Origin of the sequence: Kitasatospora sp. NPDC088264, assembly GCF_040685715.1 — a bacterium.
Classification (GTDB): Bacteria; Actinomycetota; Actinomycetes; order Streptomycetales; family Streptomycetaceae; genus Kitasatospora.
In genome coordinates, this window is sequence record NZ_JBFBIR010000024.1 from 1 (window position 1) to 25,843 (window position 25,843).

The window sequence follows — 25,843 nt, forward strand, 5'->3', positions numbered from 1 at the left end:
CCTGTGCCCGCGCGCCTTCGCCGAAGCGGGGCACGCTCAGGTCGGTCGGCCTCTCGCGCAGGAACGGCCGGGGCCTGCCGGGCTGGGCCGTGGACCGGGGCCGCCGCCGTCGGGCTTCGTCAGTGCACGCCCTCGAAGAGGCTCGTGACCGAACCCTCCTCGAACACCTCGCGGATCGCGGCCGCGATCGAGGGGGCGATGGACAGCGTGGTGATCTTGTCCAGCTGGATCTGCGCCGGGGTCGGCAGCGTGTTGGTGAACACGAACTCGCTCACCCGCGAGTTCTTCAGCCGGTCCGCGGCCGGGCCGGAGAGCACGCCGTGGGTGGCCGCCACCAGGACGTCCGCCGCACCGTTGTCGAACAGCGCGTCGGCCGCGGCGCAGATCGTGCCGGCGGTGTCGATCATGTCGTCGACCAGGACGCAGACCCGGTCCTTGACGTCACCGACGACCTCGGCCGACAGGATGGTGTTGGCCTGGGTCATGTCGCGGCGCTTGTGGATGATCGCCAGCGGCGCGTCCAGCCGGTCGCACCACTGGTCGGCCACCTTCACCCGGCCGGCGTCCGGCGACACGATGGTCAGCTTGGAGCGGTCCACCCTCCCGCCCACGTAGTCCGCCAGCATCGGCAGCGCGAACAGGTGGTCCACCGGGCCGTCGAAGAAGCCCTGGATCTGCGCGGTGTGCAGGTCCACGGCCATCAGCCGGTCGGCGCCCGCCTGGCGCAGCAGGTCGGCGACCAGGCGCGCCGAGATGGGCTCGCGGCCCAGGTGCTTCTTGTCCTGGCGGGCGTACCCGTAGAACGGCAGGATCGCGGTGATGCTCTTGGCGGAGGCCCGCTTCAGCGCATCGATCATGATCAGCTGTTCCATGATCCACTGGTTGATGGGAGCCGTGTGGCTCTGCATCACGAAGCAGTCCGCGCCGCGGGCCGAGTCCAGGAAGCGGACGTAGATCTCGCCGTTGGCGAAGTCCAGGGCCTTGGTCGGGACGAGCTCGGTCCCGAGCGCCTCGGCCACCTCCCTCGCCAGTTCCGGGTGGGCACGGCCGGAGAAGAGCTTGAGTTTCTTCTCACCCGACGTCGTGATCCCGCTCACTGCACCGTCTCCTCGCGTTGCTGACGCTGAACCCCGTCGTCCCGTGCGGGCAGGCGCAGCCGGCTCGCACGGGGTCGGGGGAATTGTCGGTACGCCTGGACACGGGCCGTAAGCCCAGTGGCGCACGTATGACCCCAAGGTTACGCGCCCACGCAGAAACCGTCCGCCCCGGGACCGCCCTCGGGCTCCCGCCCGTCCCGTCAGGCGTCCGCGGCCCCGTCCGTCGCGGCCTTCGCGGCCTGCGCGGAAGTGGTCCCCGGGCGCTTGCGCTCCACCCAGCCCTCGATGTTGCGCTGGTGCGCCCGGCTCACTCCGAGCGCGCCCGGCGGCACGTCGGTGGTGATCACCGAACCGGCCGCGGTGTAGGCGCCGTCCCCGATCGCCACCGGGGCGATGAACATGTTGTCGGAACCGGTGCGGCAGTGCGCACCGATCACCGTGCGGTGCTTGTTGACGCCGTCGTAGTTCACGGTGACCGAGGCCGCGCCGACGTTGGCGCCCTCGCCGATCGTGGCGTCCCCGATGTAGGAGAGGTGCGGCACCTTGGCCCCCTCGCCCAGCTCGGAGTTCTTCACCTCGACGTAGGTGCCGACCTTCGCCTTGCGGGCCAGCTTGGCCCCCGGCCGCAGGTAGGCGTACGGGCCGGCGGTGGCCAGCTCGCCCACCTCGGCGCGGTCCGCCGTGGTGTTGCTCACACGGGCGCCGGCGCCGATCAGGGTGTCGGTCAGGGTCGAGTTCGGGCCGACCTCGCAGCCCTCGCCCAGGTGGGTGGCACCGTGCAGCTGGGTGTTCGGCAGCACGAGGGCGTCCGGCTCGTACGTCACCTGCACGTCGATCCAGGTGGTCGCCGGGTCCACCACGGTGACGCCGGCCCGCATCGCCCGCTCCAGCAGGCGGTCGTTCAGCAGCCGGCGGGCCTGCGCGAGCTGCACCCGGTCGTTGATGCCCAGGATGTCCCGGTGGTCCTCCGCGACCACGGCGCCCACCCGGTGCCCGGCGGTGCGCAGGATCTCCAGGGTGTCGGTGAGGTACTCCTCGCCCTGCGAGTTGTCCGTGGTGAGCTCGGCCAGCGCCTCGACCAGCAGCTTGGCGTCGAAGGCGAAGACGCCCGAGTTGATCTCGGCGATCGAGCGCTGGACGGCGGTGGCGTCCCGCTCCTCGACGATCGCGGCGACGGTGCCGTCTTCGTCCCGCAGGATCCGGCCGTAGCCGAAGGGCTCGGGGACGACGGCGGTCAGGACGGTGACCCCGTTGTCCTGGCCGGCGTGGGCCTTCGCCAGGCGGCGCAGCGTGTCCCCGGTCAGCAGCGGGGAGTCCCCGGCGGTGACGATCACCGTGCCGTCCAGCACCACGCCGTCGGCGGCCAGCGCCTCCAGCGCCGTGCGCACCGCGTGCCCGGTGCCCTTCTGGTCCTCCTGCACCACCGGACGGGCCGCCGGGTAGTGCGCCGCGAGGTGCTCCTGGACCTGCTCCCGCTGGTGTCCGACCACCACGACGAGCTGTTCCGGCGTCAGTTCGCGGGCCGCCGAGACGGCATGACCCACCAGCGACCGGCCGCAGACCTCGTGCAGCACCTTGGGCAGCTTGTTCGACTTCATCCGGGTCCCGCCACCGGCGGCGAGCACGACAACGGCGGCAAGCGAATTGGCACCCATGCGGGGAGGCTCCTCGGTCGGTTCACAGGGCGGGCAGAACGGGCCCGGACCGGACCGAGGCCGGTCGCCATTCGCACAGTCCGCCGAGCAGCACCGACAATACCGGCGGTTCGGCGGTACGCCCGAACCTGAGGCGTGCAGAGGCTCCGCCGCTAGGATTCGAACCCAGACAAAGGCCTCCAAAGGGCCCTGTGCTGCCATTACACCACGGCGGATGGTTGCTCAGACCCTACCCGAGTCGACCCTGCCATGGGTATCAACTGCCGCGATCCGCAGGCCCCGATCCGCCGGGAGCGGTCGAACAAGCCGGGCCGCCGGTTCATCCATCCAGTCGGGTGAATTCACTCAAGCGCCGTGCGGCGGCGTGTTCCCTTCGCCACGGAGCGCAACCTACGATGCCGTAGGTTACGCCAACGTAGCCTCCGCTCCTCCCTCCCGCACAGGGATGTCGCAAAGGGACGCCCATGACCACCAAGGCCGGCGAGCCGAGCGCGGGGAACGCCGCGCTTCCCACCGAATCCCCCGATCCCACCGACACCGCCACCCGACTGTCCGCCACCCGCGGCGGGGAGAAGCAGGGCCTCGCCGAACGGCTCGCGCTCGGGCTGTTCATCCTCCTGCCGTTCACCGCGCTGCTGGCCGCCGTGCCGGTGGCCTGGGGGTGGGGACTGGGGTGGACGGACGCGGCGATCACCGTCGCCATGTACTTCCTCACCTGCCACGGCATCACCGTCGGCTACCACCGCTACTTCACCCACAGCGCGTTCAAGGCCAACCGCCCGATGCGGCTCGCCCTCGCGGTCGCCGGCAGCCTGGCGGTCGAGGGCCCGCTGGTGCGCTGGGTGGCCGACCACCGCAAGCACCACCGGTTCAGCGACAAGGACGGCGACCCGCACTCGCCGTGGCGCTACGGGGAGAACCTCCCGGCCCTGCTCAAGGGCCTGTGGTGGGCGCACATGGGCTGGATGTTCGACGAGGAGCAGACCCCGCAGCTCACGTACGCGCCGGACCTCGTCCGCGATCCGGCCATACGGCGGATCTCCCGGCTGTTCTGGCTCTGGACCATGATCTCGCTGCTGCTCCCCCCGCTGGTCGGCGGGCTGGTGACGCTGTCCTGGTCGGGCGCGCTGTCCGCCTTCTTCTGGGGATCGCTGGTCCGGGTGGCCCTGCTGCACCACGTCACCTGGTCGATCAACTCGATCTGCCACGCCGTCGGCCGCCGCCCGTTCCGCTCCCGGGACCGCTCGGGCAACGTCTGGTGGCTGGCGGTGCTCTCCTGCGGCGAGTCCTGGCACAACCTGCACCACGCGGACCCGACGGCCGCCCGGCACGGGGTGCTGCGCGGGCAGATCGACTCCTCGGCCCGGCTGATCCGCTGGTTCGAGCTGGCCGGCTGGGTCCGGGACGTCCGTTGGCCGGACGCGCAGCGGATCGCCGCCCGCCGCGCCGCATGAGTCGTCGCTTCCAGCATGATGTAGGGGTGAACGGGAGCAGCGCAGACAGCACAGGCGGCCACCAGAGCACGCGGACGGACGCGGCGCCCGACGCGGCGCCGGCCCGTCCGCGAACCGCTGCACCGGCGGGCGGGGGCGCCTCGGGGGGTGCGCCCGCCCCGGCGCCGCGCCGCCGGGGCGGGCGGGTCCGGATGACCGGCAAGCAGCGGCGGGAGCAGCTGCTGGAGATCGGCCGGACGGTGTTCGCGGAGCGCGGCTACGACGGCACCTCGGTGGAGGAGATCGCCGAGCGGGCCGGGGTCTCGAAGCCGGTGGTGTACGAGCACTTCGGCGGCAAGGAGGGGCTGTACGCGGTGGTGGTGGACCGCGAGATGCAACTGCTGCTGGACATGGTCACGGGGGCGCTGACCGGCGGGCACTCGCGGGAGCTGCTGGAGCAGGCCGCGTTCGCGCTGATGGACTACATCGACACCTCGACGGACGGCTTCCGGATCCTGGTCCGGGACTCCCCGGTAGCCCAGTCGACCGGCACCTTCGCGTCACTGATCAGCGACATCGCGACGCAGGTGGAGGACATCCTCGGCCTGGAGTTCAAGTCCCGGGGCTTCGACGCGCGACTGGCCCCGATGTACTCGCAGATGCTGGTCGGCATGGTGGCGCTGACCGGGCAGTGGTGGCTGGAGGTCCGCAAGCCGGACAAGGCGCAGGTCGCGGCGCACCTGGTGAACCTGGCCTGGCACGGGCTGGAGGGCCTGGAGCGGCACCCGAGGCTGGTCGGCGGGCGCAAGGACTGACTAGCGGGCGAACCGGCGGCGGGGTAGGGCCGACCGGCGGGCGGAAGGAGCGACCGACGGGCGGAAGGGCCGGCGGCCCTCCCGCCCCGCATCAGGCCCTGGTCCCGACGGCGAAGATCCGCCGGAACGGGAAGACGGTGCCGTGCGACCCGGCCGGGTAGGCCTCGCGCAGGAGCGCCCCGTACTCGGCGAGGAAGGCGGCTCGGCGGGCGGGGTCGGTCAGCCGGGTGAGGACGGGGCGCAGGGCAGTGCCCTTGACCCAGGCGAGGACCGGGTCCGGGCCCGGGAGCAGGGTGCGGTAGGTGGTCTCCCAGACGTCGGGCGCGCAGCCGGCGGCGGTGAGGGCGTCCAGATAGCGCTCGGGCGGGTGGACGCCGGCCCTGGCGGCGTCGTCGCCGAGGAGGCCGCGCCAGCGGGGGCTTCGCCGGAGTTCGGCGAGCAGGGTGTGGCTGGGGGCGTCGAAGTTGCCGGGGACCTGGAAGGCGACGGTGCCGCCGGGCGGCAGGGCGCCGGCCCAGCGCGGGACGAGGTCGAGGTGGCCGTCGATCCACTGCAGCGTGGCGTTGGAGACGATCAGGTCGGGTCCGGCCGGGGCCGGGTCGTAGTCGCGGGCGTCGGCGAGCAGGTAGTCGGCGGTGGGCTCACCGTCGGTGCGGGCGGTGGCGAGCATCGGGGCGGAGTTGTCGATGCCGGTGAGGCGGGCGTGCGGCCAGCGTGCGCGCAGCACGGCGGTGGAGTTGCCGGGGCCGCAGCCGATGTCGAGGATCACGGGATCGCTCGGGTTCGGGAGGGCGGGGACGCGGGCGAGCAGGTCGCGCAGCGGACGGGTGCGTTCGTCCGCGAAGCGCAGGTACTGCGCCGGGTCCCAGACGGGACTGGTCATGGTCCACCTCACAAGTATCTCGACATCAAGATATCCCAGGTAGCCTTGCTGGCACATTTCTCGACGTCAAGAGACTTCACATCGACACATCCACCGATACACTGATCGTCATGGAGGACGAGGTCGACAGGCTGGTCGCAGCGTGGCGCCGAGAGCGCCCCGACCTCGACGTGGAGCCGCTGGAGGTACTCAGCCGGGTCAGCAGACTCGCCCGGCACCTCGACCGCGCCCGCCGCACCGCCTTCGCCGAGCACGGGCTGGAGCCCTGGGAGTTCGACGTCCTGACCGCCCTGCGCCGGGCCGGCTCCCCCTACCAGCTCTCCCCCGGCCAGCTGCTCACCCAGACCCTGGTCACCTCCGGCACCATGACCAACCGCATCGACCGCCTCACCGGCAAGGGCCTGGTCAAGCGCCTGCCCGACCCGGACGACCGGCGCGGCGTGCTCGTCCGGCTCACCGACGACGGCCGCGACCGCGCCGACCAGGCACTCGCCGGACTGCTCACGCACGAACGCGAACTGCTCGCCCAGCTCAGCTCCGGCCAGCAGGGCGAACTCGCCGCGCTCCTGCGGCAGCTGGTCGCCCCGTTCGACAACATCCCGGGCTGATCCGCGCCCCGGAGTTCACGTCCGGTCCACCGCGGTCACGACGGACGGCGGCGCCGGCAGGGCCGGCTCGGCCGGGCTGACCCCGGCCCGGCGGGCCACCGCCACCGCGGCCAGCGTGGAGTGCACCCCGAGCTTGCCGAGCACGTTCTGCATGTGCGTCCGGACGGTGTGCGGCGACAGGTAGAGCCGCTCCGCGACCGCCTGCCGACCCAGGCCCGCGACCATGCAGCGCAGGATCTGCTTCTCCCGCGGAGTGAGGGTGTCGACCAGCCGCTCGCTCTCGGTGCGGTCCCGCCGGGCGGTGGTCAGCTCGCGGATCACCCCGGTCAGCAGCGCGGGCGGCAGGTGCGTCTCGTCCCGCAGCACCCCCCGGACCACGGAGAGCAGCCGGGCCAGCGAACTCTCCTTGGCCACCCAGCCGGTGGCGCCCGCGTGCAGGGCCCGGGCGGCGCGGTGCGGGTCGTCGGCGACGGCCAGCACGACCGCCCGCAGCCCCGGATGGGCGCGGCGGACCCGGGCGAGCAGGGTGATGCCGTCCGGTGCCGGAGGCGTGGTTCTGAGCTGGTCGGCCCGGTACGCGTCGGAGCGGACCGGTTCCGTGCCGCGCCCGCCCGGGCGCAACAGGTCCACCGGGCGGCCGCCGGACTGCGCCACCGGCGGGCCGACCGGGTGGCGGGGCGGCGGCACCGCCGGGGCCGGCCGCCGCCGGGCCGCGTCGGCCGCGTCCGGGCCGAGCCGGCTCCGGACACCCGCCGAAGCAGTGCCCTCGGCCCCCAGGTCGGCGTCGATCAGGACCACGTCGAAGGCCCGCCCCTCGACGGCGGCACGCTCCAGCGCCCGCTCGGCGGCGGCCCCGCTGCCGGCCGCCCCCACCTCCACGTCGGGCTCGGCGGCGAGCGCCGCGGCCAGGGCCTCGGCGAAGATCCGGTGGTCGTCGACCACCAGGACGCGGATCCGCCCCATCGTCACTACCCCCCTGCTCAGACCGGCCCGAGCCCGGGGGCGGGGACCGGCCCCGGCACCCGCGGTCTGGGCCCGTCACTCCGCCCGCCCACCGGTGGCCGGTGAGGCCGAAAAGGGCGCCGGCCCCCACCGGTACCGCACTCAGCGTACGGGCCGGGAAACCCCCTCGTGGCGGTTTGGTGAAGTTTCGTCAGGAGGTGCGCGAGTGGCGGGATTTCACGCCATCACCGGTCGAAGCGGGCAACGCCGAGGCGCCGCCCCCGAACCTCCGGGAGCGGCGCCTGCGGGGTCCTGCGGCCTACTTGCCGTGCTTCTCCAGGGCGAACTTCCAGGCGTCGGCGACGATGTCGTCCAGGTTCGGGCGGCGCGGCGTCCAGCCCAGCGCCTCGTGGGCGCGGGCCGCCGAGGCCACCAGCACGGCCGGGTCGCCGGCCCGGCGGCCGGCCGCCTGCACCGGGATCTCCCGGCCGGTGACGCGCCGGACCGACTCGATCACCTCGCGCACCGAGAAGCCGCTGCCGTTGCCCAGGTTGCAGATCAGGTGCTCGCCCGGCTTGGCCGCGTCCAGCGCCAGCAGGTGCGCGTCGGCCAGGTCCGCGACGTGGATGTAGTCGCGGATGCAGGTGCCGTCCGGGGTCGGGTAGTCCTCGCCGTACACCGCGATGTGCGGGCGCTGACCCAGCGCCGCCTGGAACACCAGCGGGATCAGGTGCGACTCGGGGTCGTGGCGCTCCCCGTACGCGCCGTACGCACCGGCCACGTTGAAGTAGCGCAGCGAGACGGCGGCCAGGCCGTGCGCGACGGCCTCGCTGGTGATCAGGTGGTCCACGGCGAGCTTGGTGGCGCCGTAGGCGTTGGTCGGCGAGGTGCGGGCGGTCTCCGCGATCGGCACGACCTCCGGCTCGCCGTAGACGGCGGCGGTGGACGAGAACACCAGCTTGCGCACACCCGCCGCGCGCATCGCCGCGACCAGCTCCAGCGAACCCGCCACGTTGTTGCGCCAGTACTTCTCCGGGTCCACGACCGACTCGCCGACCTGCGAGGAGGCGGCGAAGTGCAGCACGCCGTCGAAGGAACCGTCCAGCACCCGGCCGGCCTCCTGGACCCGACCCTCGACGAACTCGGCACCGACCGGGACGCCCTCGCGGAAACCGGTGGAGAGATCGTCCAGGACGGTCACCTGGTGCCCCGCCTCCAGCAGGTGGGCGGCCACCACGCTGCCGACGTAGCCGGCGCCACCCGTGACCAGGTACTTACTCATGATGAGACCTCCAGCGGGCGACGGTCCGCCGGTCAGCGGCGGCCGTCGATGACGTGTGTACGACTGAGGCTATTCTCCCTGCCCGCCGGAGTGCCCAGGACCATGTGAACGGGCCGCCCGGGAGCCGGTTTCACGGACCCCGAGCCCCCCTCAGCCGCCGGCCATCCGCTCCAGCAGCCCGGTACGGGCCGCCACCGCGGCCGCCTCCAGCCGGGTCCGCGCACCGAGCTTCATCAGCACCCGCTGGACGTGCGTCCGGGCGGTGCTCGCGGCGATCCGCATCCCGGCGGCGATCGCCGCCGTGTCCTCCCCGTCCGCGATCCGGGCCAGCACCTGCACCTCACGGCGGGTCAGCAGCCGCAGCAGCCGCACCGCCTCGTCGTCCGGCTCGGCGACCGGCCGCAGCAACTGGTCGAAGGCCCCGCGCAGCACGTCCACGGCCACCGCCGCCTCGCCCGCCCGGGCCCGCCCGATCGCCCGCTCGACCACCCCGATCCGCTCGTCGCTCGGCACGTACCCCGCCGCCCCGGCCGCGAACGCCCCCGCCACACCGCGCAGTTCACCCACCGGACCGAGCACGATCACGGCCACCTCGGGACGCTCCCGGCGGATCCGGCGCAGCCCGTCGAAAGCCGCCGGCTCACTCGGCGCGGACACCCCCAGCAGACACACCTCCGGCCGCCGGCCGACCACCAGATCGGCCGCGACCCCGGCCGGGCAGCCGACCGCGAGCACCCGGTGGCCGCGCAGCTGCAACGCCGTGGCCAGCGCCTCGGCCAACAGCCGGTGATCGTCGACCACCACGAGTCGAACGCCCATGACGCCCTCCCGGTCGGGGTTCGGCTCGCGCCCGCACCCCATGGGCGGGCGGCCGATGACGCACCATCACAGCGCATTCCGTACCCGACCCGCTAGGCCGCCGCGCTCGGCCTCCGCACCGGGCCCGACGGTCTGATCGGGGAACAGCAAAAGGCCCTCGCCATGAAGCGAGGGCCTTCGAATGGAGCCCCCATGCGGAATCGAACCGCAGACCTTCTCCTTACCATGGAGACGCTCTACCGACTGAGCTATAGGGGCTTGCCGGGCTTTCGCCGGGCCGGTCGAACAAGGAAGACATTACACGGCTGGCGGCCAGGAAGGGAAATCGGGTCCGCGGCCCCGGCGCACGCCGGACCGACCCCCGGCGGGCGGGCACCCGCCCCTCGGCGCGGGCCCGGCCAGCCCTCGGCGCGCGCGGCCAGCCTTCGGCGTGCGCGCGGTCAGCCTTCGGCGTGCGCGCGGTCAGCCTTCGGCGTGCGTCTCGTCGAACTCCTCGCGGGCGGCCAGCATCTGCCCGGTCCGCTGCTCCGTCCACCGGCCGAGCGGCGCCAGCAGTACAGCCAGCTCCCGGCCGAGCGGCAGCAGGTCGTAGACCACCCGCGGCGGCGTCTCCGGGAACACGGTGCGGCGCACCAGTCCGCTGCGCTCCAGGCTGCGCAGCGACTGGGTGAGCATCTTGCGGCTGACCCCGCCGACGCCGCGCTGCAGTTCGGAGAACCGCTGCTGCCCGCAGGCGGCGAGGCTCATCAGGATCAACATCGACCACTTGTCGGCCAGTTCGGCGAACATCGCGCGGCTGGGACAGAGCTGGGCGAAGACGTCGAGCTCCTGCTCCCGGTCCTGCCCGCCCTCCCGTTCCTGCCCCTGCCGCCCGGTGCCGCTCTCCGCCCGGGCCGCTTCCTCCGTCGTCATGCTGTCCAGGGTAGCCCCACGGTCTCCAATCCACCCTTGGTAACCAATGGAGACTTGGTCTATATTAGAGACCAGTCGATGGGCCGGGGTGCGGCAGCAGGCCCTCGCCGCCCCTTGCCTTCCCCCTGCCTTGCCTGCGTTGCCCTGCCCTGCCCCTGCCCGTACCCGTACAGGAGTGCCCCCGCATGACCGCCATCCGCCCGACCGTCGCCCTCGCCTACCACTCCGGCTACGGCCACACCGCCGTCATCGCCGAGGCCGTCGCCCGCGGCGCCGCCGCCGCCGGCGCCGAGGCCGTCTCGATCGCCGTCGACACCATCACCGACGAGCAGTGGGCCCAGCTCGACGCCGCGGACGCGATCGTCTTCGGCTCCCCCACCTACATGGGCACCGCCTCCGGCGCCTTCCACGTCTTCGCCGAGGCCACCAGCAAGCGCTGGTTCTCCGACGCCTGGCGGGACAAGGTCGCCGCCGGCTTCACCAACTCCGCCTCCAAGAGCGGCGACAAGGCCGGCACCCTCGGCTTCTTCCAGACCCTCGCCGCCCAGCACGCCATGAGCTGGGTCAACCTCGGCCTCAAGCCCGGCTGGAACGCCACCACCGCCACCGAGAACGACCTCAACCGCCTCGGCTTCTTCAACGGCGCCGCCGCCTCCAGCCCGTCCGACGCCGGCCCCGAGGCCGTGCACAAGGCCGACATCGCGACCGCCGAGTACCTCGGCGAGCGGGTCGCCCAGCACACCGCCGTCGTGCTGGCCGGCCGCGCCGCCCTCGCCGGCTGACCGCACCGCACGGTCGGCACCTACGCCGCCGGGTCCGCCCCCAGGAGGGGCGCCCGGCGGCGTCCGCCGTCCACCGCCCCCAACTCCGCGCCGCCGGTCTCCGGCAGCAGCCACAGGCACCCCAGCGCCACCGCGCCCAACCCCACCAGGTACCAGCCGACCGGCTCCGCCGTCCCGTACGCCTCCGTCAGCCGCGTCGCCACCAGCGGCGTCGTCGCCCCGCCCACCACGCCGCCCAGGTTGTACGTCAACGCGGCACCCGTGTACCGCACCCGGGTCGGGAACAACTCCGGCAGGAACGCCGCCACCGGCCCCATCAGGCACCCCAGCACCACCAGCGCACCCGCCAGTGCCACGAACATCAACGGCCGGCGCACCGTCTCCAGCAGCGGGAACAGCACCAGCGACCACCCCGCCGCCAGGCCCGTCGCCCAGCACAGCGTCCGCCGCCGCCCCCAGCCGTCACTGCGCGACGCGCTCACCCACACCGTCACGCCCATGCCCAGCGCGCCCACCAGCAGCATCACCAGCACCAGCGAACTCGCCACCCCGAGCCCGGACGTCGCGTACGCCAACGCGTACGTCGTGGTCAGGTAGAACAGCGCGTACCCCACGGTGATCGCCCCGCAGCCCAGCAGCACCGTGCGCCAGTGCCCGCGCAACACCTCCACCACCGGCGCCCGGTCCCTCGGCTCGTCCGGCCGGAACAGCGGCGTCTCCTCCAACCGCAGCCGCACGAACAGCCCCACCGCCACCAGCCCCAACGACGCCAGGAACGGCACCCGCCAGCCCCACTCCCGGAACGCCCGCTCGTCCAGGCCGAGTTGGACCGCCAGGAACACCCCGTTCGCCAACACGAACCCGCTCGTCGGCCCCAACTGCAGGAACGCCCCGTACCGCCCCCGCCGCCCGGCCGGCGCGTTCTCCGCGATCAGCAGCGCCGCCCCGCCCCACTCCCCGCCCAACCCCACGCCCTGACACACCCGCAACGCCACCAGGGCCACCGGCGCCCACCACCCCCACGACCCGAACCCCGGCAACACCCCCACCGCCGCCGTCGACAGCCCCATCAACAACAGCGACACCACCAGCGTCGCCTTCCGCCCCACCCGGTCCCCGAAATGCCCGAACACCACCGCCCCCAGCGGCCGGGCCAGGAACGCCACCGCGTACACCGAGAATGCCGCCAACAGCGCCCCCACCGTGCCCAGTTCAGGAAAGAACACCGACCCGAACACCAAGGCCGCCGCCGTCCCGTACAAAAAGAAGTCGTAGAACTCGATCGCCGTACCGATCAGCGCCGCAGCCGCCGCACGCCTCAACTGCCCCGCCCGCCGGGCTTCCTCCGCATCCATACCACCACCCTGGACACCAGCCCGCCCCGCCACCAGCCCCCACCCGAGTGACCCCCGCGCACACCCCCACCCCACGCGCCCCCGGCTCAACACCGCAGGCGCACACCAGCGCAGGCCCCCGGATCACCGCACGTACGGGTCCTCCCCCGGCGGCGCCGCAGGCTGTCCACTGGCCTTCCGCCGCCGCAGCACGACGGACACCGCACCGGCGACCAGCACCAACCCACCCACCACACCGGCCACGACCGGCAACGCACCACCCGAACCGGAGGACTTCTCCGCCGCCGGCCCCACCGGAGGCGCCCCCACGGCCACCTCACTCGGACTCGGGGCGGCCGAACTCGACGAGGGCGTCGAAGTAGCCGACGAGCTCGCCGAGGGCAAGGTCTGCACAACCGGAATCGGCGACACATTCGCAGGCCCAGGATCGCCAGGTTCTGTCAGCGCGACGCGAGGCCTGACAACTCCGTACCCGACATCGACACTGCGGACCGACCCATCAGTCGGTTTTCCTGCCGTGTTAATTAGCACCCGAAGAACCTGATTTTCCGTCCATTCCGGATGCGTCGACCACACCAGGGCTGCCGAAGCAGAAACGAGTGCGGCCGAGTCCGAAGTCCCGTGACTCTTGCAATAACCAGTTGAGGAAGTGCAAGCTGCAAGCATATCCATGCCGGGCGCGGAAAGAATAACCTGCGGACCCTGCTCAGACTCGGCTGTCGCAATCACATCACGATCGACTGCCCCTACCCCGACAACGCCCGGAAGAGCTCCGGGATACTCGACCGGATTGCCCTTCTGCGCTTCATTTCCGACGCTTGCCACTACAAGAACACCCTTGGCCCTCGCAGCCTCAATTACGCCATTCAGATTGACAACATCTTCCGGCGCGGGAACTGCCGCATCCATACCCTGCGAGATATTGATGACCTTGGCACCCTGATCAACCGCATAGGAAATGGCCTGGCCGATCTGGCCAAGGAATTCAGTGGATACGAGCGCACCAGAAGACCCGTTATTGATCTTCAAGGGGAGAATTTTAACCCCGGGGGCCAGGCCTTGGGCACCGGTTCCCCCCATACCTTTGCCCGTCCCGGCGATGAGGCTGGCAATCCCGGTGCCGTGCCCGTCACCGAAGGAGCCCACCCCACCAGGACTGCCGCTGAAATCCTTGCCGGGCAGGAACTGCCCCGCCAGATCTGGATGATCCAGCTTGAATCCGCCGTCGATCACGGCAATCGTGATCCCCTGCCCCTTGGTGATCTTCCACATCTCCGGTGCATGCATCGCGTCCAGATGCCACTGCTGTTGCCGGATCGTGTCTTCGGCAGCCGCCGGCACTGCGACCGGGCCGACCACAACTCCCGCCGCCAAAAGCACCGCAGCGGACATCCGCCAACGAGATCGCGTGTTCGTCCGCCCCATCACAACTCCTCGTCAATCTCTCCGTCGACCGGGGAGCGTGCCCCGAACAGGTCTGCCCGGCCACCGGGAGAGCCCAGTGGCCGGGCAGTCGTTGCCGTCCTACTCAATCACGTCCGGGTTGCTGTGCGGCGTACCGCTGGTCCAGGTCTCCTCGTCCTCGTGGAGGTAGTCGGCCCGCTTGCGGCGATCGCGCTCGTTCCGCCCGGAGTGACCCGCCGTTCCAGGAGCCATCATGCCGTTCTGCCCGGAGCGGGCTTCGCCCTCAACGGCTCCCGCAGCAGCAGCCCGGTTACGCAGGCCCGTACCACCCGGCGTGAACTCCCCGCCAGCAGCCGGTCCCTTGCGGCCGCCGACCGCCCCTCCTCCGGTCGAGGTCAGGCCTCGACCCCGCGAGCTGCCGCCCGAACCAACGGCTCCGGAACCACCACCCATCCCTGGATGCATGCCGCCCACCCCGCCCGCGCTGCCGGCCGCTCCCGCCCGACCAGCCTGGGCCTCACGGGCGCCGAAGACCGTCCCGCTGGGCAGACCCGGGTTGCCACCGGACTTTCCCGGCACCGAGCCGCCGCCGAACGGAGCCGTACGGGCGGGGATCGAGCCCCCGCCCCTGCCGGAGACGGATCCGCCACCACCCTTGGCCGGGATCGACCCACCGCCGACCCCCGCCGGGAAACCGGTCACCGGGCCGCCACCCGGACCACCCGGATATCCCGGGGTGCCACCGGGGCCACCCGGGTATCCGGGAATCCCACTCGGACCGTCAGGCGAGAGACTTCCACCACCACTGGGGCCGAGCGGGCCGGTCTGACCTGGCACGGTCGGCAGGCTGTCGAGGCCGGTACCGGGACGGTGGACGGGTTCCGACGACACAGAGGGAGGCGCCGAGGAGCCCGGGCCCACCGGCGTCGGCGGCACCTGGCCACCGCTTCGCGGCGGAATCGGGTCGGCGTGGCCAGGCCCGCCGACCTGGCCTTGCGGACCCGACCCCGGACTCCGAGGCACGACCGAACCACCACCGTAGTTTCCACCTGGCGGGCGGTAGCTACCCCCGGTGCTACCGCCGCCTGTACGAGGGCTACGAACGGAGCCGCCGTAACCGCCCGAGCCACTGCCACCAGAGGCCGTCGAGGATTCGTACTTGTTGCTACTCGCATCCGGCGTACCCGGTAGAGCCACGTCCCCGAGCCCGGCCAGCTTCGTCGTCGCGGCCTCGTACGCCTGCCCCAGCTTCTCCATCTGGTGGATGGCTTCCTGGTGAGCCTTGTAGACCCGCTGGGAGGCGGCCAGAGCCTCCGTCTCGGTGACCCAGGAGCAGTTCTGCTTCTTCATCATGGCGTCGACGGTGGCGGTGGTCGGCCCGGCCGGGGTGAAGTTGGCGCTCGTGAGCGCCAACTGGTTGGGCGCCCCCTGGGTCGAGCGTGTCTTGACGATGTCGACATCGTCGTGTGGCACGTCCGGCACGGCCACCTTGGCGGTGCTGAGTGCCTCACCGGCCTGGTGCATGGCGTCGCCGGCGGTTGTGGAGTAGTCACCGAGCAACGCGGCAGACTGCTGCAGGTTGCCGGCCCAGGTCTTGAAGCTCTCGGCGGCCGGCCCTTCCCAGCTGACGTTGCCGATGTGCGATTTGAGTGCCGCGCCGAGTTCCTTCAGGACACGGCCGGCCGACTGCAGCTGGGTGCCGCGGCTCAGCACCGTCGTGGGGTCGGTGCTCTGGACCATTTTCTTGAGCTGGGCGTGTCCGACGCCCTCGAAGTTCGTTCCGTCTGCCACTACTTACTCCCCGTTTCCCCGTGGGCGCCCTCGCCGACCACCATCAGAAGCCCTCGCCGCCGGCCCGCGGCGGTGTGGGGCCGCCCGCGTTCTTCGCGACGGCGTTCTGTGCGGCCGCCGTGTCGTCCTCGTTGGCCGAGTAGTTGCCCGCCGTCGCCGCGACCGCGGTCTTCATCGCCTCGATCTGCGACACGAAGTCCTTGTGCAGCTTGACGAGCTGGGTGTGCACCTTGTCGTAGGCCGCGGTCAGGGCCGTCGCTTCGGCGAACTCCGCGCTGGCGAAGCTTCCGCCGGTCAGCTTCTGTTCCTGGAGTTTGTACGGGGCCGCCGGGGAGCCCTCCATGGCCTGGAGCAGGGCTTCGATCTTCTTGGCGAACGCGGTGAGCGTGTCGAGCTCGACCTTGACGTCCTTCTTGCCGAAGGCGGACACCAGGTCGGCGGCGCTGACGTTCGTCTGCACGGTGCTGACGAGGGGGCCGAACCCCATCATGTGGCTGAGCATAAATGGCGTGACGTCACCGGACGTGTCCGGACTGGCCCCCGTGTTCGGTGGAACCTCTCCTGCCACAGCAGTTCACCTCTCCCCCGTACGGGCGGCGGTTCGGGGTAACCCCGGGGCCGCCGCTCCGCAACATACCGTCAACTTCTCGGTCGTACAGTGCTGGTCGGTGCACCGCCCGCCCTGGGGGCGGTCTCCGCCTCCGTAATCGTAGCCACCGCCCCTGTCGGGTCGGCAGGGCCCTTGGCCCGCCTGTGCGGGATCGGTACGAACTTGACACGTGCGGCCCTCGGGGGTGTCGCGCCGGGCCCCGGTAGACTGGTCTCGCCCGGTTGGACCGGGTACGCCCCCATCTGCCGCGCAATGTCGCACAGCAGCGACCCCTGGCCGCAGAACGGACGTGACCTGATGCCCGCAGACGAGTCCGCCCCCTCCTGGTGGGCCCGTGCCGCCCGTCCTTCCCGGCCGCCGTTGCCGCTGGCGCTGATGGCCCGCGCGGCGGTGGGCATGGCGGTGCCGCTGGCCGCAGGGCTGCTGGCGCACCGGCTGGATCTGGGGGTGTTCGCCGGTCTGGGCGCGATGCACGCGACGATGAATGACCGCGCGGAGCCGAGCGGCCTGCGGGTGCCCCGGATCGCGTCGGCGGTGCTGGCTTCGGCGCTCGGCATGCTGATCGGCACCTCCCTCCAGCACGCGCACGTTTCGGCGGTGGTGCTCGGTGCGGCGCTCACGTTCACGGCGTTCGCGTCCGGCGCGCTGAGTGCGACGGGCCCGCGGGGTTCGGCGGCGGGGATGCTGCTGCTGGTGTCGGCGGCGTTGGGCAGCGGGATGCCGTTGCCGGATCCGTGGTGGGCGGCGGCGCCGATGATGCTGGCGGGTGCCGCGTTCGTGGTGGTACTGGGTCTGCCGGGGGGCGCGCACCGCCGTCCCGCCTCGGATCCGCGCAACCGTGCGCTGGCGGCCGCGTACGAGGCGTTCGGCCGGACGCTGGCCGATTTGGGCACGCCGCAGGGCGCGGTTTCGCGCCAGGTGTTGACGGCCCGGTTGAACCAGTTGCAGGACCTCCTCCCGCGACCGCACCGCCCGGGGTCGGAGTCCGCCCGTACGGTTCGGCTGCGCCGGATGTACGAGGCGGCGTTGGCCGCCACCGAGGCGGCGACGGGCCTGTTGTGGGCGTGGCGGCCGGTGCCGCCCGAGGTCGCGGAGGTACCGCTCCGGTTGGCGGACGCGGTCCGGCGGGGCGGCGGCGAGGTCGCCGTTCCGCAGTGGCAGCCGGACACGCCGTCCCGGCAGGCCCTGGACGTGGCGTTGCGCGCGGCGGCCGACACCGTGGCCGGCCGGGAGGCGGAGGTCGGTACCGCCCCGGCACCGCCGCCCGATCCGTGGCGGCTGCGGGTGCGGCTGCTGTCGCGCGGTTCGGTCCGGTACGGGCTGCGGGTGGCGTTGTGCATCGCGGTCGGTTCGGCGGTGACGGCCAGCTACCCGCTCAGCAAGAGCTACTGGGTGCCGATGACGATCGCCTTCGTGTTGAAGCCGGATCTCGGTTCGGTGTTCCTGCGGGCGGTGAGCCGCTCGGTCGGCACGGTGCTCGGGGTGGCGGTCACGGCGGCCGTGGTGTCGCTCACGACCGACGCGTGGGTACTGACGGCGATCGCCGCGTTCTGCGTGGCCCTGCTGCCGTACGCGACGGCGGCGCACTACGGGCTGAACACGGTGGCGATGACGCCGATGGCGTTGATCCTGCTCCAGTTGGGCGGGCAGAGCAGCGCGGCCGAGTTCTGGCCGCGGGTGCTGGACACGGTGCTCGCGAGCGCGATCGTGCTGCTCTTCGGCTATCTGCTGTGGCCGGAGCGTCCGCGGCACCGGATCGAGCCCCGGCTGGTGGACGCGGCCACCGCGCTGCGGGCCTATCTGGACGCGGTCACCGGGGACGCGGGCCGGGCCGAGGTGTGGCTGCGCCGTACGGCGTACCGGGCGTTGGAGGACGCCCGCCAGGAGGTGCGGCAGGGGCTGGCCGAGCCGCCGCCGACAGGACGGCTGGCGGAGCAGTGGCTGCCGGCGACGGCGGCGTTGGAGCGGCTGGGCGGCGCGGTGGCGGCGTTCGCGGCGCAGCTGCGGTACGGCGGCCGGGTGCCGGATCCGGCGGAGGTGGGGCGGGTGCGCCGGGCGCTGGACGAGCTGACGGCGGCGGCCCGCGAGCACCGCCCGCCGACCGGGGCGGCGGCCCGCCCGACGGCACCGCACGACCCGGCGCGCAGTGCGCTGGGCCGTGCGGCGGACGAGCTGGAGGCCCTGCTGGCCCGGTAGGGCCCGACCGGAGTCCCGGTCCCCGCCAGAGGACTCCGACCAGAAGACTCCGACCAGAACTCCAACCAGAACCCCGATCAGGACTCCGGCCAGAACCCCGACCGGGGCTCAGACCTGCTCGGCCAGCTCCAGCCAGCTCAGCTCCAGCTCCTCCTTCTCCTCCCGGACGGTGCGCAGTTGCGCGTCCAGCTCCGCGACCTTGGAGAAGTCAGCGGCGTGCTCGGCGAGTTGGGCGTGCAGCTTGGACTCCTTCTGGTCCAGCTTGGCGATCTGCCGCTCCATCTTCTGCATCTCCTTCTTCGCCGCCCGCAGGTCGCCGCCCGACAGGGCCGACGCGGCGGTCCCGGCGTCCGAACCGCCGGACGCCGCGGCCGAAGCGGTCGAGGCGGTCGAAGCACCCGACGCGGCCGAAGCGGCGGCGGCGATCGAGGCGGCCATCCGCGCCCGCCGCTCCAGGTACTCGTCGACGCCGCCCGGCAGCATCCGCATCTTCTGGTCGCCGAGCAGCGCGTGGACGACGTCGGTGGTCCGCTCGATGAAGAACCGGTCGTGGCTGATGACGATCATCGAGCCGGGCCAGCCGTCGAGCAGGTCCTCCAGCTGGTTGAGGGTCTCGATGTCGAGGTCGTTGGTGGGCTCGTCGAGGAACAGCACGTTGGGCTCGTCCATCAGCAGGCGCAGCAGCTGGAGCCGCCGCCGCTCGCCGCCGGACAGGTCGCCGACGGGCGTCCACTGCTTGTCCTTGCCGAAGCCGAACTGCTCGCACAGCTGGCCGGCGCTCATCTCCCGGCCCTTGCCGAGGTCGACGCGCGAGCGGACCTGCTCGACGGCCTGGAGCACCCGGATGGCCGGGTCCAGTTCGACGACCTCCTGCGACAGGTAGGCGAGCCGCACCGTCTTGCCGACCTTGATCAGACCCGACGCGGGCTGCACGTCGCCCTCGGAGGCGTACGCGTCGCGCAGGGCGCGCAGCAGCGAGGTCTTGCCGGCGCCGTTGACGCCGAGCAGGCCGATCCGCTCGCCGGGGCCGAGCTGCCAGGTGAGGTTCTCCAGCAGCAGCTTGGGGCCGGCCTTGACGGTGACGCCTTCCAGGTCGAAGACGGTCCTGCCCAGTCGCGCGTTGGCGAACTTCATCAGCTCGGACCGGTCCCGGGGCTCCGGCACGTCGGCGATCAGGGCGTTGGCGGCCTCGATCCGGTAGCGCGGCTTGGAGGTGCGGGCGGGGGCGCCGCGGCGCAGCCAGGCGAGTTCCTTGCGGGCGAGGTTCTGGCGCTTCTGCTCCTCGACGGCCTCGATCCGGGAGCGCTCGGCGCGGGCGAAGACGTAGTCGGAGTAGCCGCCCTCGTACTCGTGCACGGCGCCGCCCTGGACGTCCCACATCCGGGTGCAGACCTGGTCGAGGAACCAGCGGTCGTGGGTGACGCAGACCAGCGCGGAGCGGCGCTTCTGCAGGTGCTGGGCGAGCCAGTTGATGCCCTCGACGTCGAGGTGGTTGGTGGGCTCGTCGAGGACGATCAGGTCGGGCGAGCCGAGGAGCAGCTTGGCGAGGGCGATCCGGCGGCGCTCGCCGCCGGAGAGCGGGCCGATGACGGTGTCGAGGCCGTCGGCGAAGCCGGGCAGGTCGAGGCCTCCGAAGAGGCCTTCGACGATGTCGCGGATGCGGGCGTCGCCGAGCCACTCGTGGTCGGCCCGGTCGGCGATCACCTCGTGCCGGATGGTGGCCGTCGGGTCGAGCGAGTCGTGCTGGGTGAGGACGGCCAGCTGGAGGCCGCCGTTCCAGGTGATCCGGCCGCTGTCGGCCTCCTCCAGCTTGGCGAGCATCCGGATCAGGGTGGTCTTGCCGTCGCCGTTGCGTCCGACGACGCCGATCCGGTCGCCTTCGCTGACGCCGAGGCTGACTCCGTCCAGGAGGGCGCGGGTGCCGTAGACCTTCGTGACGGACTCGATGGTGGCGAGGTTGACGGCCACGTCTGCTGCGCTCCTGGGATTGGCGGTCTCGGGGCGGCCCGCCGGTCGCGGCCGGGCACCCCTGTCGGGGACGCCCCGATCTCCCCAGCCTAATGGGCCCGCCGAAGCGCCCTCACCGCCTGCGGCGGCGGGGGCCCCGAACCGGCGGGCCCCGAACCGGCGAAGCCCCTACGGCACGGGCGGGGTCCCTACGACACGAGCGCCGCCCCCGGCACCGGCGGGCCCCTACGGCACCAGCGCCGCCCCCGGCACCGGCCCGTACGTGGCGTGCGCGGTCCGGCAGGTGCCGGAGGCCCGCAGCGCCTCGGCGACGGCGGCGGCCGCGTCGGCGTCCTTGGCGAGGAACGCGCAGGTCGGCCCCGAGCCGGAGACGAGGGCGCCGAGCGCGCCGGCCTCGGTGCCGGCCCGCAGGGTGGCGGCGAGCGCGGGTCGCAGCGAGAGGGCGGCGGGCTGGAGGTCGTTGGCGAGGGCGGCGGCCAGGGCGACGGCATCGCCCTGGGCGAGGGCGGCGAGCAGCGCGGGGTCGGCGTCGGGGGTGCGGACGTCGGTGTCGCTGGAGCCGGTGCCGGCCTCCTCGCGCAGACGGTCGCACTCGCGGAAGACGGCGGGGGTGGAGAGGCCGCCGTCGGCGACCGCGAACACCCAGTGGAAGGTGCCGTCGACGGTGAGCGGCTGCAGGATCTCGCCCCGGCCGAGGCCCAGCGCGACGCCGCCGAGCAGGGCGAACGGCACGTCGGAGCCGAGTTCGGCGGCCAGCTCCAGGAGGGTGTCGAGGGCGGTGTCGAGCTGCCAGAGCGCGTCGCAGGCGACCAGCGCGGCGGCCCCGTCGGCGCTGCCGCCGGCCATGCCGCCGGCGACCGGGATGGCCTTGGCGATGTGCAGGTGCACGCCGGGGTCGGCGATGCCGTGGTGGGCGGCGAGCAGGCGGGCGGCGCGGGCGGCGAGGTTGCTGTCGTCGAGGGGGACGACGTGGGCGTCCGGCCCGGTGCAGGAGAGCGTGACGCCCTCCCCCGCCGTGGCGGTGACCTCGTCGCCGAGGGCGACGGCGAAGAACACGTTGGCCAGGTCGTGGAACCCGTCGGCGCGCAGTCCGCCCACCCCGAGCTGGACGTTGACCTTGGCCGGAACCCGCACGGTGATCACTGGGAGTCCGCCTCCGGCTCGTGCTCGGCGATCTTCGGCTCGTGCTCGGCGATCTTCGGCTTGTGCTCGGCGATCGCGGCGAACTGCTCCACCGTGAGCATCTCGCCGCGCAGCTTGTGGTCGATCCCGGCCGCCGCGAGCGCCTGCTCGGCCCCGGCGGCGGAGCCGGCCCAGCCGGCCAGCGCGGCGCGCAGGGTCTTGCGCCGCTGGGCGAACGCGGCGTCGACGACGGCGAACACCTCCCTGCGGCTGGCGGTGGTCTTCGGCGGCTCGCGGCGGATCAGCGAGACCAGCCCGGAGTCGACGTTGGGGGCGGGCCAGAACACGTTCCGGCCGATGGCACCGGACCGCTTCACGTCGGCGTACCAGTTGGCCTTGACGGACGGGACGCCGTAGACCTTGTTGCCGGGCTTGGCGGCGAGCCGGTCGGCGACCTCGGCCTGCACCATCACCAGGGTGCGCTCGATGCTGGGGAAGGTCGCCAGCATGTGCAGCAGGACGGGCACGGCCACGTTGTACGGCAGGTTGGCGACCAGCGCGGTGGGCGCCGGCCCGGGCAGCTCGGTGACCTCCATGGCGTCGCTGAACACCAGGTCGAAGCTGTCGACCTTGCCGGGCATCCGGGCCGCGACGGTCGCCGGCAGGTGCTGTGCCAGCACCGGGTCGATCTCCACCGCCGTGACGTGCGCGGCCACCTCCAGCAGCGCCAACGTCAGCGACCCGAGCCCGGGGCCGACCTCGACCACCGCGTCCTCGGCCGTCACCCCGCCTGCCCGGACGATCCGCCGCACGGTGTTGCCGTCGATGACGAAGTTCTGCCCGCGCTGCTTGGTCGGCTTCACGCCGAACGCGGCCGCCAGCTCCCGAATGTCGGCGGCGCCCAGCAGGTGGCTGTCAGGGGTGGGGTCGGTGGTGCTCACGCGCCAAGGATACGGGCGCGTGGGGCCCTCAGAGTTCGACGACCTCGGCGAGGTCGATCTCGACGGGGTACGGCACCGAGGTGCGGAGCACGCCCTCGTGCTGGGCGACGGGCAGGTAGACGCCCTTCTCATCGTCCCGGTGGAACTCGTGCACGATCGGCAGGTTGTCGAGGCCGCGCTCGACCCGCCAGTAGTACGGGATCTTCTTCTCGGCGTACTGGCCTGGCTTGCGGAAACGGTCGACGACCCTGGAGCCGGGTGATACGACCTCGACCGCCAGGACCACCGACTCGGGCGGGGTGCACTCCAGCTCGAAGAAGTCGAGGCCGGTCTTGTCGATGACGACGACGTCGGGCTTGGAGGTGTTGTATTCGTCGAGCAGGACGCAGCGCTCGGCGTTCACGACGTAAGGCGTGGTCCGCGCGCCGGACAACCTGATGAGCAGCTGATCGCGCACCTGGTCGTGCCACCACTTCGCCGTCCCTCGGACCACGACGGCTCCGTCCACCAGTTCCCAATCGAACGGCAGGTCGAGGTCCTTGACCTGCTCGTACGTCCAGCCCTGGGACGGCGGATGCATCCAGTCGATCGGCTCGGCGGTCATCGCCACCTCCCTCACTGCACTCATGCTAGCCAGCCCAAGAAGCAGCCGGGAGTGCCGAATCGTTCCGCCGGAATCCGACTTTCGTTCGACCGGCTCAGTACCCGAAGGCCCGGGCCGTGTTCTCCGCGATCGCCGTGGACAGCTCGTCCTCGTGCAGCCCCAGCGTGCCGGCCATCGAGCGGACGGTGACCGGGATGAGGTACGGGGCGTTGGGCCGGCCGCGGTAGGGGTGGGGGGTGAGGAAGGGCGCGTCGGTCTCGACCAGGACCCGGTCGAGGGGGGTGGCGGCGAGGGCGTCGCGCAGCGGCTGGTTGGCCTTGAAGGTGACCGGGCCGGCGAAGGACAGGTACCAGCCGTGTTCGGCGCAGACCTTGGCCATCTCGGCGTCGCCGGAGTAGCAGTGGAAGACCGTCCGCTCGGGGGCGCCTTCCGCCAGCAGGACGGCGATGACGTCCTCGTGGGCGTCGCGGTCGTGGATGACCAGGGCCTTGTCGTGCCGCTTGGCCATCTCGATGTGGCGGCGGAACGACTCCTTCTGGATCTCGACGCCCTCGGGGCCGGTGCGGAAGTAGTCGAGGCCGGTCTCGCCGACGGCGCGGACCTGCGGGAGGGCGGCGAGCCGGTCGATCTCGGCGAGCGCCTCCTCCAGCGCGGCCTCGCCGCCCGCCTTCCGCTGCTGGCCGGACCAGCCGTCCGCGTCGCCGAGGAAGATCCGCGGCGCCTCGTTGGGGTGCAGGGCGACGGCCGCGTGCACCTGCTCGTACTGGGCCGCCAGTTCGGCGGCCCAGCGCGAGCCGGGCACGTCGCAGCCCACCTGGACGACCGTGGTGACCCCGACCGAGGCGGCCCGGGCCAGTCCCTCGGCCGGGGTGCCGGCCTGCATGTCGAGGTGGGTGTGCGAGTCGGCCACCGCCACGGCCAGGGGTTCCGGCAGTGGCGGCGGGGTCGACCGGGCGTCGTCCTTGGCAGACATCAGGAGGCGGGCTTCTCTTCGAGGCGCGGGAACAGGATCTCGCCCTTGGTGACGGTGCTGCCGGCGGGCAGCCGGCCCCAGTCGGCGGTGGTGGCGATGGTCTGCGCGGCGAGCGCGCCGAGGCCGGCCTCGGCGCCGAGCGAGGTCCACAGCTTCTCGGCGGTGGACGGCATCACCGGGTTGAGCATGACGGCGGTGCCGCGCAGCGCCTCGGCGGCGGTGTAGAGGATGGTGGCGAGGCGGGCCCGGCCCTGCTCCGAGTCGTCCTTGGCCACCTTCCACGGCTCCTGCTCGGTGAGGTAGCCGTTGACCTGCTTGACGAACTCGAAGATCGCCGCGAGGCCGCCGGCGAAGTCCAGCTCCTCGCCGATCTTCCGGTCGGCGGTGGCGAGGGCCGTGGCGAGGCCGTCCGCGATGGCCTGCTCGGCGTCACCGTGGGCGGCGGCGGCCGGCAGCGCGCCGTCGAAGTACTTGCCGACCATGGCGGCGACCCGGGAGGCCAGGTTGCCGAAGTCGTTGGCGAGTTCGGAGGTGTACCGGGCGGTGAAGTCCTCCCAGGAGAACGAGCCGTCGGTGCCGAAGGGGATCGCCCGCAGGAAGTAGTAGCGGTAGGCGTCCACGCCGAAGTGCGAGGTGAGGTCGGTGGGCGAGATGCCGGTCAGGTTGGACTTGGACATCTTCTCGCCGCCGACCATCAGCCAGCCGTTGGCGACGACCCGCTTGGGCAGCGGCAGGCCCGCGGCCATCAGCATGGCGGGCCAGATCACGGCGTGGAAGCGCAGGATGTCCTTGCCCACCAGGTGGACGGAGGCCGGCCACAGTTCGGCGAAGCGCTCCGGGTCGCTGCCGTAGCCGGCCGCGGTGATGTAGTTCTGCAGCGCGTCCACCCACACGTACAGGACGTGCTTCTCGTCCCAGGGCAGCGGGACGCCCCAGTTGAAGGTGGAGCGGGAGATCGAGAGGTCCTTCAGGTCCTGCTCGACGAAGCGCAGCACCTCGTTGCGGGCCGAGGCCGGCTGGATGAAGTCCGGGTTGGCGGCGTAGAACTCCAGCAGCTTCGGGCCGTAGGCGGAGAGGCGGAAGAAGTAGTTCTCCTCCTCCAGCCATTCGACCGGCCGCTTGTGCACGGCGCAGAGCTTCTCGTCCTCGGTGGCGCCGTCGAGCAGTTCGGCCGGGAGCTTGAACTCCTCGCAGCCGACGCAGTACGGGCCGGAGTAGCCGCCCTTGTAGATCTCGTCCTTGTCGTACAGGTCCTGGACGAACTCCTGCACGCGGTCGGTGTGGCGCTGCTGGGTGGTGCGGATGAAGTCGTCGTTGGCGATCTCCAGGTGCTCCCAGAGCGGCTTCCAGGCCTCTTCGACCAGCTTGTCGCACCACTCCTGCGGGCTGACGCCGTTGGCCTCGGCGGTCCGCATGATCTTCTGACCGTGCTCGTCGGTGCCGGTCAGGTACCACACCTTCTCGCCGCGCTGGCGGTGCCAGCGGGTGAGGACGTCGCCCGCCACGGTGGTGTACGCGTGGCCCAGGTGCGGGCGATCGTTGACGTAGTAGATCGGGGTGGAAACGTAGTACGCCGGGGCGGTCGCCCCGGTGGTGCTGTGGTCTGCAGTGGCCGCCATGGTCGGAAAGCTTAGTCGGGCCCGCCCGCAGC

At 72.3% G+C, this 25,843-nt stretch carries 22 protein-coding genes and 2 tRNA genes; 5 read left to right on the forward strand and 19 right to left on the reverse strand.

Annotated features, from left to right (window positions below):
- Positions 1-119: 119 nt before the first annotated feature.
- The 3 genes from AB0O82_RS19960 to AB0O82_RS19970 form a co-directional block, all read right to left on the reverse strand.
- Positions 120-1,097 (reverse strand): ribose-phosphate diphosphokinase, encoded by a 978-nt coding sequence (locus AB0O82_RS19960; protein ID WP_350877737.1) that lies wholly within the window; start codon positions 1,095-1,097, stop codon positions 120-122.
- A 200-nt stretch (positions 1,098-1,297) separates the two neighbouring features.
- Positions 1,298-2,752, reverse strand: a complete 1,455-nt coding sequence (gene glmU / locus AB0O82_RS19965) for a bifunctional UDP-N-acetylglucosamine diphosphorylase/glucosamine-1-phosphate N-acetyltransferase GlmU (RefSeq protein WP_363585320.1) — start codon at positions 2,750-2,752, stop codon at positions 1,298-1,300.
- Positions 2,753-2,896: 144 nt separating this feature from the next.
- Positions 2,897-2,967 (reverse strand) — tRNA-Gln (locus tag AB0O82_RS19970).
- Between the two features lie 249 nt (positions 2,968-3,216).
- Between AB0O82_RS19970 and AB0O82_RS19975 the strand changes: the two genes are divergently transcribed.
- Positions 3,217-4,206, forward strand: a complete 990-nt coding sequence (locus tag AB0O82_RS19975) for an acyl-CoA desaturase (RefSeq protein ID WP_363585321.1) — start codon at positions 3,217-3,219, stop codon at positions 4,204-4,206.
- 191 nt (positions 4,207-4,397) lie between these two features.
- Positions 4,398-5,000, forward strand: coding sequence for a TetR/AcrR family transcriptional regulator (locus AB0O82_RS19980; RefSeq protein ID WP_063348051.1), 603 nt, complete (start codon positions 4,398-4,400; stop codon positions 4,998-5,000).
- 91 nt (positions 5,001-5,091) lie between these two features.
- Here the strand turns inward: AB0O82_RS19980 and AB0O82_RS19985 are convergent, their stop codons facing one another.
- Positions 5,092-5,883: a methyltransferase domain-containing protein gene (locus AB0O82_RS19985; protein WP_363585322.1), complete on the reverse strand. Its 792-nt coding sequence runs from the start codon at positions 5,881-5,883 to the stop codon at positions 5,092-5,094.
- A 110-nt stretch (positions 5,884-5,993) separates the two neighbouring features.
- On the opposite strand from AB0O82_RS19985, the gene AB0O82_RS19990 reads away from it, so the two are divergent.
- Positions 5,994-6,491: a MarR family transcriptional regulator gene (locus AB0O82_RS19990; RefSeq protein ID WP_363585323.1), complete on the forward strand. Its 498-nt coding sequence runs from the start codon at positions 5,994-5,996 to the stop codon at positions 6,489-6,491.
- Between the two features lie 15 nt (positions 6,492-6,506).
- On the opposite strand, the gene AB0O82_RS19995 is transcribed toward AB0O82_RS19990, so the two are convergent.
- From AB0O82_RS19995 to AB0O82_RS20015, 5 genes are all read right to left on the reverse strand, one after another.
- Complete coding sequence (locus tag AB0O82_RS19995) at positions 6,507-7,454, reverse strand: response regulator transcription factor (protein WP_363585324.1); 948 nt, start codon at positions 7,452-7,454, stop codon at positions 6,507-6,509.
- 298 nt (positions 7,455-7,752) lie between these two features.
- Positions 7,753-8,715 carry a UDP-glucose 4-epimerase GalE gene (galE, locus tag AB0O82_RS20000; RefSeq protein WP_350877731.1) on the reverse strand — a complete coding sequence of 321 codons (963 nt, stop codon included), beginning with the start codon at positions 8,713-8,715 and terminating at the stop codon, positions 7,753-7,755.
- A 150-nt stretch (positions 8,716-8,865) separates the two neighbouring features.
- The gene (locus AB0O82_RS20005) at positions 8,866-9,534 is read right to left on the reverse strand and encodes a LuxR C-terminal-related transcriptional regulator (protein ID WP_363585325.1); all 669 of its coding nucleotides are present in this window, start codon (positions 9,532-9,534) and stop codon (positions 8,866-8,868) included.
- Positions 9,535-9,716: 182 nt separating this feature from the next.
- A tRNA-Thr gene (locus AB0O82_RS20010) sits at positions 9,717-9,792 on the reverse strand.
- A gap of 204 nt (positions 9,793-9,996) precedes the next feature.
- Positions 9,997-10,446, reverse strand: a complete 450-nt coding sequence (locus tag AB0O82_RS20015) for a helix-turn-helix domain-containing protein (protein ID WP_363585326.1) — start codon at positions 10,444-10,446, stop codon at positions 9,997-9,999.
- Positions 10,447-10,631: 185 nt separating this feature from the next.
- Here AB0O82_RS20015 and AB0O82_RS20020 point away from each other — a divergent pair, with 185 nt between their 5' ends.
- The gene (locus tag AB0O82_RS20020) at positions 10,632-11,228 is read left to right on the forward strand and encodes a flavodoxin family protein (RefSeq protein ID WP_363585327.1); all 597 of its coding nucleotides are present in this window, start codon (positions 10,632-10,634) and stop codon (positions 11,226-11,228) included.
- A gap of 20 nt (positions 11,229-11,248) precedes the next feature.
- Here AB0O82_RS20020 and AB0O82_RS20025 read toward each other — a convergent pair whose 3' ends face one another.
- The 4 genes from AB0O82_RS20025 to AB0O82_RS20040 form a co-directional block, all read right to left on the reverse strand.
- Positions 11,249-12,583, reverse strand: coding sequence for an MFS transporter (locus tag AB0O82_RS20025; protein ID WP_363585328.1), 1,335 nt, complete (start codon positions 12,581-12,583; stop codon positions 11,249-11,251).
- A 123-nt stretch (positions 12,584-12,706) separates the two neighbouring features.
- On the reverse strand, positions 12,707-13,975 hold the full coding sequence (locus AB0O82_RS20030; protein ID WP_363585329.1) for a S8 family serine peptidase: 1,269 nt from the start codon (positions 13,973-13,975) through the stop codon (positions 12,707-12,709).
- A gap of 132 nt (positions 13,976-14,107) precedes the next feature.
- Positions 14,108-15,778 (reverse strand): hypothetical protein, encoded by a 1,671-nt coding sequence (locus AB0O82_RS20035; protein ID WP_363585330.1) that lies wholly within the window; start codon positions 15,776-15,778, stop codon positions 14,108-14,110.
- A 43-nt stretch (positions 15,779-15,821) separates the two neighbouring features.
- Positions 15,822-16,268, reverse strand: a complete 447-nt coding sequence (locus AB0O82_RS20040) for a hypothetical protein (RefSeq protein WP_363585331.1) — start codon at positions 16,266-16,268, stop codon at positions 15,822-15,824.
- Between the two features lie 417 nt (positions 16,269-16,685).
- On the opposite strand from AB0O82_RS20040, the gene AB0O82_RS20045 reads away from it, so the two are divergent.
- The gene (locus AB0O82_RS20045; protein WP_363585332.1) at positions 16,686-18,584 is read left to right on the forward strand and encodes an FUSC family protein; all 1,899 of its coding nucleotides are present in this window, start codon (positions 16,686-16,688) and stop codon (positions 18,582-18,584) included.
- A 108-nt stretch (positions 18,585-18,692) separates the two neighbouring features.
- Here AB0O82_RS20045 and AB0O82_RS20050 read toward each other — a convergent pair whose 3' ends face one another.
- The 6 genes from AB0O82_RS20050 to metG form a co-directional block, all read right to left on the reverse strand.
- Complete coding sequence (locus AB0O82_RS20050) at positions 18,693-20,552, reverse strand: ABC-F family ATP-binding cassette domain-containing protein (protein ID WP_363585333.1); 1,860 nt, start codon at positions 20,550-20,552, stop codon at positions 18,693-18,695.
- A gap of 225 nt (positions 20,553-20,777) precedes the next feature.
- Positions 20,778-21,695: a 4-(cytidine 5'-diphospho)-2-C-methyl-D-erythritol kinase gene (locus AB0O82_RS20055; RefSeq protein WP_363585334.1), complete on the reverse strand. Its 918-nt coding sequence runs from the start codon at positions 21,693-21,695 to the stop codon at positions 20,778-20,780.
- The gene (gene rsmA / locus AB0O82_RS20060; RefSeq protein WP_363585335.1) at positions 21,692-22,615 is read right to left on the reverse strand and encodes a 16S rRNA (adenine(1518)-N(6)/adenine(1519)-N(6))-dimethyltransferase RsmA; all 924 of its coding nucleotides are present in this window, start codon (positions 22,613-22,615) and stop codon (positions 21,692-21,694) included. The genes AB0O82_RS20055 and rsmA overlap by 4 nt, the downstream gene beginning before the upstream one ends.
- A gap of 28 nt (positions 22,616-22,643) precedes the next feature.
- Positions 22,644-23,243, reverse strand: coding sequence for a Uma2 family endonuclease (locus AB0O82_RS20065; RefSeq protein WP_363585336.1), 600 nt, complete (start codon positions 23,241-23,243; stop codon positions 22,644-22,646).
- Between the two features lie 70 nt (positions 23,244-23,313).
- The gene (locus tag AB0O82_RS20070; protein ID WP_363585337.1) at positions 23,314-24,192 is read right to left on the reverse strand and encodes a TatD family hydrolase; all 879 of its coding nucleotides are present in this window, start codon (positions 24,190-24,192) and stop codon (positions 23,314-23,316) included.
- On the reverse strand, positions 24,192-25,811 hold the full coding sequence (metG, locus tag AB0O82_RS20075; RefSeq protein ID WP_363585338.1) for a methionine--tRNA ligase: 1,620 nt from the start codon (positions 25,809-25,811) through the stop codon (positions 24,192-24,194). The genes AB0O82_RS20070 and metG overlap by 1 nt, the downstream gene beginning before the upstream one ends.
- Between the last annotated feature and the right edge of the window lie 32 nt (positions 25,812-25,843).

Coding starts and splice junctions, on each gene's coding strand:
- AB0O82_RS20030 (WP_363585329.1), bottom strand. CDS start 13,975: ATGTCCGCTGCGGTGCTTTTGGCGGCGGGAGTTGTGGTCGGCCCGGTC.
- AB0O82_RS19975 (WP_363585321.1), top strand. CDS start 3,217: ATGACCACCAAGGCCGGCGAGCCGAGCGCGGGGAACGCCGCGCTTCCC.
- AB0O82_RS20020 (WP_363585327.1), top strand. CDS start 10,632: ATGACCGCCATCCGCCCGACCGTCGCCCTCGCCTACCACTCCGGCTAC.
- AB0O82_RS20025 (WP_363585328.1), bottom strand. CDS start 12,583: ATGGATGCGGAGGAAGCCCGGCGGGCGGGGCAGTTGAGGCGTGCGGCG.
- glmU (WP_363585320.1), bottom strand. CDS start 2,752: ATGGGTGCCAATTCGCTTGCCGCCGTTGTCGTGCTCGCCGCCGGTGGC.
- AB0O82_RS19980 (WP_063348051.1), top strand. CDS start 4,398: ATGACCGGCAAGCAGCGGCGGGAGCAGCTGCTGGAGATCGGCCGGACG.
- AB0O82_RS19985 (WP_363585322.1), bottom strand. CDS start 5,883: ATGACCAGTCCCGTCTGGGACCCGGCGCAGTACCTGCGCTTCGCGGAC.
- galE (WP_350877731.1), bottom strand. CDS start 8,715: ATGAGTAAGTACCTGGTCACGGGTGGCGCCGGCTACGTCGGCAGCGTG.
- AB0O82_RS20005 (WP_363585325.1), bottom strand. CDS start 9,534: ATGGGCGTTCGACTCGTGGTGGTCGACGATCACCGGCTGTTGGCCGAG.
- metG (WP_363585338.1), bottom strand. CDS start 25,811: ATGGCGGCCACTGCAGACCACAGCACCACCGGGGCGACCGCCCCGGCG.
- AB0O82_RS20045 (WP_363585332.1), top strand. CDS start 16,686: ATGCCCGCAGACGAGTCCGCCCCCTCCTGGTGGGCCCGTGCCGCCCGT.
- AB0O82_RS20015 (WP_363585326.1), bottom strand. CDS start 10,446: ATGACGACGGAGGAAGCGGCCCGGGCGGAGAGCGGCACCGGGCGGCAG.
- AB0O82_RS19990 (WP_363585323.1), top strand. CDS start 5,994: ATGGAGGACGAGGTCGACAGGCTGGTCGCAGCGTGGCGCCGAGAGCGC.
- AB0O82_RS20070 (WP_363585337.1), bottom strand. CDS start 24,192: ATGTCTGCCAAGGACGACGCCCGGTCGACCCCGCCGCCACTGCCGGAA.
- AB0O82_RS19995 (WP_363585324.1), bottom strand. CDS start 7,454: ATGGGGCGGATCCGCGTCCTGGTGGTCGACGACCACCGGATCTTCGCC.
- AB0O82_RS20065 (WP_363585336.1), bottom strand. CDS start 23,243: ATGAGTGCAGTGAGGGAGGTGGCGATGACCGCCGAGCCGATCGACTGG.
- AB0O82_RS20040 (WP_363585331.1), bottom strand. CDS start 16,268: ATGATGGGGTTCGGCCCCCTCGTCAGCACCGTGCAGACGAACGTCAGC.